The sequence below is a fragment of the Kitasatospora sp. NPDC058032 genome, from assembly GCF_042885845.1.
Classification (GTDB): domain Bacteria; phylum Actinomycetota; class Actinomycetes; order Streptomycetales; family Streptomycetaceae; genus Kitasatospora.
Genome location: NZ_JBHVRK010000008.1, coordinates 335,999 through 343,172, shown reverse-complemented (window position 1 = coordinate 343,172; position 7,174 = coordinate 335,999). Strand labels below are relative to the sequence as shown.

The 7,174-nt window shown below is 76.7% G+C and carries 1 protein-coding gene; it reads right to left on the bottom strand.

What is annotated here, in order from left to right:
- A partial coding sequence (locus tag ACFVUH_RS16555; RefSeq protein WP_387913881.1) for an amino acid adenylation domain-containing protein occupies positions 1-7,170 on the bottom strand: 7,170 nt, incomplete at its 3' end.
- Between the last annotated feature and the right edge of the window lie 4 nt (positions 7,171-7,174).

The window sequence follows — 7,174 nt, the reverse complement described above, 5'->3', positions numbered from 1 at the left end:
GACCAGGTCGTCCAGCGCCTCGTCCGAGCGGCCGGCGACCACCGAACCGATCGGCACGTCGGTGCCGGCGCCGAGCCGGGTGAGCAGCGCGGCCAACGCGGCCTGGCAGGTCATGAAGAGGGTGACCCGGTGCTCGCGGGAGAGCGCTACCAGCGAGCGGTGCAGCTCGGCGTCGATCGGCAGGGCGACGCGCTCGCCGCGGTGGCCCGCCCGGGCGCCGCGCGGGCGGTCGGCGGGCAGCGCGATCTCCTCCGGGAGGTCGGCCAGGGTGTCGCGCCAGTAGGCGAGTTGGCGGGAGAGCAGGCTCTGCGGGTCGGTCTCGTCGCCGAGCAGCTCGCGCTGCCAGAGCGCGTAGTCGGCGTACTGGACGGCGAGCGGGGCGCGCACCGGCCGCTCGCCGCCGAGGCGCAGGGTGTAGGCCTCGGCGAGGTCGCGCAGCAGCGGGCCCATCGACCAGCCGTCGCCGGCGATGTGGTGCAGCGCGAGGACCAGGACGTGCTCGTGCTCGGCGACCCGGAGCAGGGTGGCCCGCACCGGTGGCTCGGCGGCCAGGTCGAACGGGCGGCGGGCCGCGCGGTCGACCTCGGCCTCGACGGACTCCGGTGCGCAGTCGAGGAGTTCGACCGGGACGGCGGCCTCGGCGAGGATGTGCTGGTAGGGCTCGCCGTCGTGCTCGGCGATGACGGTGCGCAGGCTCTCGTGCCGGGCGGCGAGGTCGGCCAGCGCGGCGCCGAGCGCGGCGTGGTCGAGTTCGCCGGTCAGGCGCAGCGCGAGCGGCATGTTGTAGAGGGCGCTGGGGCCCTCCATCCGGTCGATCAGCCAGAGCCGCCGCTGGGCGGAGGAGAGCGGCAGCCGCTCGGGGCGGCGGGCCGCGACGAGGGCGGGCCGGGCCGCGGCGCCGTCCAGGCGTTCGGCGAGGCCGGCGACGGTCGGCGCCTCGAAGACGTCCCGGATGCCGAGTTCGGCGCCGAGGGTGGCGCGGACCCGGCTGAGCAGCCTGGTGGCGAGCAGCGAGTGGCCGCCGAGGGCGAAGAAGTCGTCGTCGACGGTGACGGCGCCGGTCAGGCCGAGGACGTCGGCGAACAGGCCGCAGAGGATCTCCTCGCGGGGTGAACGGGGGGCCCGGCCGCCGGTGCTCGCGGTGAAGTCGGGGGCGGGCAGGGCGGCCCGGTCGAGCTTGCCGTTGACGTTGAGCGGCAGCGCCTCCAGGGTGACGAAGGCGGCCGGGACCATGTAGTCGGGCAGCGCGGCGGCCGCGTGGGCGCGCAGCTCGGCCGGGTCGGCGCCGGGGTCGGTGGCCAGGTAGGCGACCAGCCGGGTGCCGGCCGTGTCGTCCCGGTGCGGCAGCACGGCGGCCTGCCGCACGCCGGGGTGGGCGGCCAGGACGGCCTCGATCTCGCCGGGTTCGATCCGGAAGCCGCGGACCTTGACCTGGTGGTCGGTGCGGCCGAGGAACTCCACCGAGCCGTCGGGGCGGCGGCGGGCGAGGTCGCCGGTGCGGTACATCCGGGCGCCGTCCGCGGACGGGTCGGCGACGAAGCGCTCGGCGGTCAGCGCCGGGCGGCCGAGGTAGCCGCGGGCCAGGCCCGCGCCGCTCAGGTACAGCTCGCCGGGGACCCCGGCGGGCACCGGGCGCAGCCGCGCGTCCAGCAGGTGGGCGCGCAGGTTGGGCAGCGGGCGGCCGATCAGCGGGCGGGGCGCGGTGCCGTCGAGGCGGTGGTGCAGCGCGTCGACGGTGCACTCGGTGGGTCCGTACATGTTGAGCACGACGGTGCCGGGCGCGGCGTCCAGCGCGCTCCACAGCTGCTGGCCGAGGGCCTCGCCGCCGACCATCATCAGGGCGGGCGGGCAGGTGTCGAGCAGGCCCTCCTCGATCAGCCGCTCGGCGTGGCCGGGGGTGACGTCGAGCACGTCGGCGCCGGTGCGGGCGAGGTGGTGCACCAGCGCGGCGGTGTCGCGGCGCAGTTCGTCGCCGACGAGGTGGAGCTGATGGCCGGCGACCATCCAGAGGAGCGACTCCAGGGCGGTGTCGAAGGACAGCGAGCCGGTCTGGGCGAAGGTGAACCGCCGCCCGGGGTGGGCCTGTTCGGCAGCGGCGACGGTGCCGGTGCGGTGGAAGGCGAGCAGGTTGGCGAGGCCGCCGTGGCGGACCACGACGCCCTTGGGGCGGCCGGTGGAGCCGGAGGTGTAGATGACGTAGGCGGCGTTCTCCGGGCCGATCGGCGGGAGCGGCGCGTCGGCGGGCAGCCCGGCCCAGACGGCGGCGTCGGCGGGCAGCACGGTCTGGCCGTCCAGCACCTCGGGCAGCGGCCAGGCGTCCGTGCTGAGCACCGCGGCCGGGCGGGCGTCGGCGAGCATGTGGGCGAGCCGGTCGCGCGGGTACTCGGCGTCCAGCGGCAGGAAGGCGGCGCCGGCCTTGAGCACGGCCAGCACGGCGACGACGGACTCGGCCGAGCGGGGCAGCGCGAGCGCGACCAGCGACTCGGGTCCGACCCCGGCGCCGGCCAGGCCCCGGGCGAGCCGGTTGGCGCGGGCGTCCAGTTCGGCGTAGCTCAGCCGGACGTCGCCGAAGGTCAGCGCGGTGGCCCCGGGGGTGGCGGCGGCCTGCGCGGCGAAGGCGGCCGGGACGAGCACGTCGCCGCCGGGGCGGGCGGTGTCGTGCCAGCGGGCGAGCGCCGCGTGGCCCGCCGCGCCGAGCACGTCCAGCTCGGCGACCGGGCGGTGCGGCTGCTCGGCGGCCTGGGCGAGCAGGTGGACCAGGGCGGCGGCGAGCCGTTCGGCGGTGGCACGGTCGAACAGGTCGACGGCGAACTCCAGGCCGCCGGAGAGCCCGGCCGGGCTGCCGTCCGGGTGGTGGCGCTCGGAGAGGTTGAGGGTGAGGTCGAAGGCGGTGGTGGGCAGGCCGAGCGGCTCGTAGGCGGCGCGGGTGCCGGGGAAGGCGGGGCCGCCGCCGGCGGTGTTGTCGAAGGCGATCATCACCTGGAACAGCGGGTGCCGGGCCAGTGAGCGGGCCGGGTTCAGCTCCTCGACCAGCCGCTCGAACGGCACGTCCTGGTGGGCGTAGGCGGCCAGGTCGGCCTCCCGGACCCGGCCCAGCAGCTCGGCGAAGGTGGGCGCGCCGCCGAGGTCGGTGCGCAGCACCAGGGTGTTGGCGAAGAAGCCGACCAGCTCGTCCAGGGCGGTGTCCAGGCGGCCGGCCAGCGGGGTGCCGATCGGCAGGTCGTCGCCGGCCCCGAAGCGGTGCAGCAGGGTGGCGTAGGCGGCCTGGAGCACCATGAACAGGGTGGCGCCGTGCTCGGCGGCCAGGGCGGCGAGCCGGGCGTGCAGGGCGGCGTCGAGTTCCAGCTCGACGACGTCGCCGCGGTGGGTGGGCACCGGCGGGCGCGGGCGGTCCAGCGGCAGCGGCAGCTCGTCGGGCAGGCCGGCCAGGGCCTCGCGCCAGTGGGCGAGCTGGTCGGCGAGCAGCGAGTGCGGGTCGCTGTCCGCGCCGAGCAGCCGGTACTGCCAGAGGGTGTAGTCGGCGTACTGGACCGGCAGCGGCTGCCAGGACGGCGCGGTGCCGGCGAGCCGGGCGGTGTAGGCCTCGGCGAGGTCGCGGAACAGCGGGCGCAGCGACCAGCCGTCGCTGGCGATGTGGTGCATCACCAGGGTGAGGACGTGCTCCTGCGGGCCCTCGGGGCGCAGGTAGGCGTGCAGCGGGACGTCCGTCGCCAGGTCGAAGGTGTGGTGGACGAGGTCCTGCGCGGGGCGGTCGGTGACGGTGAGCAGCGGCGCGGGCGGCGCGGCCAGCACCCGCTGGTGGGGCACGCCGTCGTGTTCGGTGAAGACGGTGCGCAGCGACTCGTGGCGGGCGACGACGTCGCCGAGGGCGGCGTCCAGGGCGGCGGTGTCCAGCGGGCCGGTCAGCCGCAGCGCGAGGGTGACGTTGTAGGTGGCGCCGGGGCCCTCGGCCTTGCCGAGGAACCAGAGGCGGCGCTGGGCGAAGGAGACCGGCAGGTGCTCGGGGCGCGGCTCGGGGCGCAGCGCGGGGCGGGCCGGGGCGCCGGCGATCCGGGCGGCGAGCGCGGCGACGGTCGGGGCCTGGAAGAGGTCGCCGATGGCGAGTTCGGCGCCCAGCTCGGCGCGCACCCGGCCGACCAGGCGGGTGGCGAGCAGGGAGTGGCCGCCGAGGGCGAAGAAGTCGTCGTCGATGGTGAGTCCGTCGAGGCCGAGGATCTCGCCGAACAGCGTGCACAGGGCCCGCTCGCGCTCGTCGCGCGGGGCGCGGCCGTCGGCGTCGGCGCCGAGGTCGGGGGCGGGCAGGGCGCGGCGGTCGACCTTGCCGTTGGCGTTCAGCGGCAGGGCGGGCAGCACCACGACGGCGGACGGCACCATGTAGCCGGGCAGCGTGTCGGCGGCGAACCGCTTGAGCTCGGCGGCGAGTTCGGGCCCGTCGGCGGGGTCGAGGACGGCGCAGTAGCCGACCAGCCGGGTGTCGCCGGGGCGGTCCTCGCGGGGGACGACGATCACCTGGCGGACGGCGGGGTGGCGGGAGAGCGCGGCCTCGATCTCGCCGAGCTCGATCCGGAAGCCGCGCAGCTTGACCTGGCCGTCGATCCGGCCGAGGAACTCGATCGCGCCGTCGGCCCGGCGGCGCACCAGGTCGCCGGTGCGGTACATCCGGCCGCCCTTGTCGTACGGGTCGGCGACGAAGCGCTCGGCGGTCAGCGCGGCCCGGCGCCAGTAGCCGCGGGCCAGGCCCGCCCCGGCGATGTACAGCTCGCCGGGGACCCCGGGCGGCACCGGCTGGAGGCGGGCGTCCAGGACGTGGGCGCGCATGTTGTCCAGCGGCAGGCCGATCGGTGCCCGGGCGCCGTCCAGGTCGGCGGGCAGCAGGTGGTGGTGGGTGGCGAAGGTGGTGGCCTCGGTGGGCCCGTAGACGTGGGCGAGCAGCAGGTCGGGGCAGTGGTCCAGGACCCGGCGCAGCAGGGTGCCGGACGCCGCCTCGCCGCCGGTGCAGACCGTGCGCAGGGCGCGGAAGGTCTCCGGGGCCTGCTCGGCGACCAGGTCGAACAGGGCCTTGGTGAGGAAGACCGCGCTGACCCGGTGGCGGACGGCGAGGGCGTGCAGGGCGGCGGCGTCCAGGGTGCCGGGCGGGGCGACGACGACCGTGCCGCCGTGCAGCAGCGGCGCCCACAGCTCGTAGGTGGCGGCGTCGAAGGCGTGCGGGGAGTGCAGCAGGATCCGCCCGTGCCGGCCGTCGCGCCAGCGGCGGTCGTCGGCGAGGTCGACGACGTCGCGGTGGCGCACCGCGACGCCCTTGGGGGTGCCGGTCGAGCCGGAGGTGAACATCATGTAGGCCAGCCGGTCCGGGTGGACGGGCAGCGCGGGGTCGTGGGCGGGCGCGTCGGCCTCGTCGCCGGGGCGCACGACGGTGGCGGTGTGCGCGAAGCCGGGCTCGGCGCGGTCGGTGAGCAGGACGGGCGCGGCGGTGTCGGCGAGCAGCGCCGTCATCCGCTCGGGCGGCAGGCCGGCGTGCATCGGCACGTAGCAGCCGCCGGCCTTGAGCACGGCGAGGGTGGCGACCACCAGGTCCACCGAGCGCTCCATCAGCAGGGCGACCGGGGACTCGGGGCCGACGCCCACGCCGATCAGGTGGTGGGCGAGCCGGTTGGCGCGGGCGTCGAGTTCGGCGTAGCCGACCTCGCCGCCGTCGTGGGCGAGGGCTACCGCGTCCGGGGTGCGGGCCGCCTGGGCCGCGAACAGGGCGGGCAGCGAGCCGGTGCGGACGGGCGCGGCGGTGGCGTTCCACTCCTCGGCGAGGCGGGCGCGCTCCGCGGGGGCGAGGATGTCCAGGGTGCCGATCGGGGCCAGCGGGTCGGCGGCGGCGGCGGCGAGCAGCCGGCCGAAGCGCTCGAACAGGGTGCTGACGGTGGCGCGGTCGTAGAGGTCGGCCGCGTACTCGACCGAGCCCTCCAGACCGGCCGGGGCGCCGTCGGGGCCGCGGCGTTCGGTGACGCCGATGTTGAGGTCGAACTTGGCGACCCGCAGGCCGAGCGGCTCGGGCGCCGACTCGACGCCGGGCAGGCCGAGTTCGCCCTCCTCGTGGTTCTGCAGCACCAGCAGGGTCTGGAACAGCGGGTGGCGGCCGAGCGCGCGGGCCGGGTTGACCTCCTCGACCAGCCGCTCGAACGGCACGTCCTGGTGGGCGAAGGCGTCCAGCTGGGACTCCCGGACGCGGCCCAGGAGTTCGCTGAAGGACGGGTCGCCGGACGTGTCGGTGCGCAGCACCAGGGTGTTGACGAAGAAGCCGACCAGGTCGCTCAGCGCCTCGTCGGAGCGGCCGGCCACACCGGTGCCGAGCGGGATGTCGGTGCCGGCGCCGAGCCGGGTGAACAGCGCGGCCAGGCCGGCCTGGAGGACGGCGAACAGGGTGGCGCGGTGGCCGCGGGCCAGCTCGGCGAGCGCGGCGTGCAGCTCGGGGGCGAGGGTGAACGGGACGGCGTCGGCGGCGCCGGTCGGCACCGGCGGGCGGGGGCGGTCCGCCGGGAGCTCCAGCTCCTCCGGCAGGCCGGACAGCACGCCTCTCCAGTGGTCGAGCTGACGGCTCATCAGGCTGTAGGGGTCGGACTCGTCGCCGAGCAGCTCGCGCTGCCACAGGGCGTAGTCGGCGTACTGGACCGGCAGCGGCTCCCACAGCGGCTCGGTGGCCGCGAGCCGGGCGGTGTAGCCGGCGGCGAGGTCGCGCAGCAGCGGGCCGAGCGACCAGCCGTCGCCGGCGATGTGGTGCAGCACCACGAGCAGCACGTGCTCGGGGGTCGGACCGTCGGACGGGGTGAGCGAGAAGACCGTGACCCGGATGGGGAGTTCGGTGCTCAGGTCGAAGGTGTGGGCGGCTTCCGCGTCCCGCAGGGCCGGGTAGTCGGCCGGTGCGCACTCCACCGTCGCGAAGGCGATCTCCGCCTCCGCCGACGGCAGGATGTGCTGCACCGGCACGCCCTCCCCGTCCACCGGGAACACCGTGCGCAGGGCCTCGTGCCGGGCGACCACGTCCGCCGTCGCGGCGCGCAGCGCGGCGGTGTCGAGCGGGCCGCGCAGGCGGACCGCGAACGGCAGGTTGTAGAGCGCGGTCGGCCCTTCGATCTGGTCGATCAGCCACAGACGCTGTTGTGCGTACGAAACCGGGATCACGGTG